Genomic DNA, 860 nt, shown 5'->3' with positions numbered 1-860 from the left:
CAGGCGTCGTCCAGGGTGAGGATTCCGGCGATGTGGGCGGCGGTGAGTTCGCCGATGGAGTGGCCGGTGACGTAGTCGGGCGTCACGCCGAAGGATTCCACGAGGCGGTAGAGCGCCGTTTCGAGGGCGAAGAGTGCGGCCTGGGTGGAGCGGGTCTGGTTCAGCGGGCCCTGGTCGTCGGCGAAGATGACGTCCTTGAGCGGGCGTTCGGCGCCGAGGTGGCGGTCCAGCGTGGCGCAGACCTCGTCGAACGCGCCGCGGAAGACCGGGTGGGTGTCGTAGAGCCGGCGTCCCATGCCCGCCCGCTGGGCGCCCTGGCCGGTGAAGAGGAACGCGGTCTTGCCCGGGTGCGGGGTGCCGTGGACCAGGGCCGGGGACGGTTCGCCGCGGGTGAGGGCTTCGAGTGCGCGGTCGAACGCCTCGCGCTCATCCGCCACCACCACGGCCCGGTGGTCGAAGGTGGTGCGGGTGGTGGCGAGGGTGTGGGCGATGTCGGTGGGGTGGAGGGTGGGGTGTTCGGTGGTGTGGTCGAGGAGGCGTTGGGCTTGGTCGCGGAGGGCTTGTTCGGTCTTGGCGGAGAGGAGCCAGGGGACGGTGGTGGTGGCGGGTGGGGTGTGGGTGGGGGTGGTGGGGGCTTGTTCGAGGATGAGGTGGGCGTTGGTGCCGCTGATGCCGAAGGAGGAGACGGCGGCGCGGCGGGGGTGGCCGTTCTCGGGCCAGGCCCGGGCTTCGGTGAGCAGCCGCACGTTGCCCGAGGCCCAGTCGATGTGTGGGCTCGGCTCATCGACGTGGAGGGTTTGGGGCAGGGTGGCGTGGCGCATGGCCTGGATCATCTTGATGACGCCGCCGATACCGGCCGC

1 protein-coding gene is annotated in these 860 nt (G+C 71.3%); it reads right to left on the bottom strand.

Annotation, left to right across the window (positions count from 1 at the left end; genetic code table 11):
- Positions 1-860: acyltransferase domain-containing protein (locus EEJ42_RS31250; RefSeq protein WP_148082069.1), on the bottom strand; the 860-nt coding region annotated here is incomplete at both ends.

Source organism: Streptomyces botrytidirepellens (genome assembly GCF_003721215.1).
Lineage (GTDB): Bacteria > Actinomycetota > Actinomycetes > Streptomycetales > Streptomycetaceae > Streptomyces > Streptomyces himastatinicus.
Note: the sequence above shows the minus strand (reverse complement) of the source record. Positions and strands in the feature narration are given on the sequence as shown.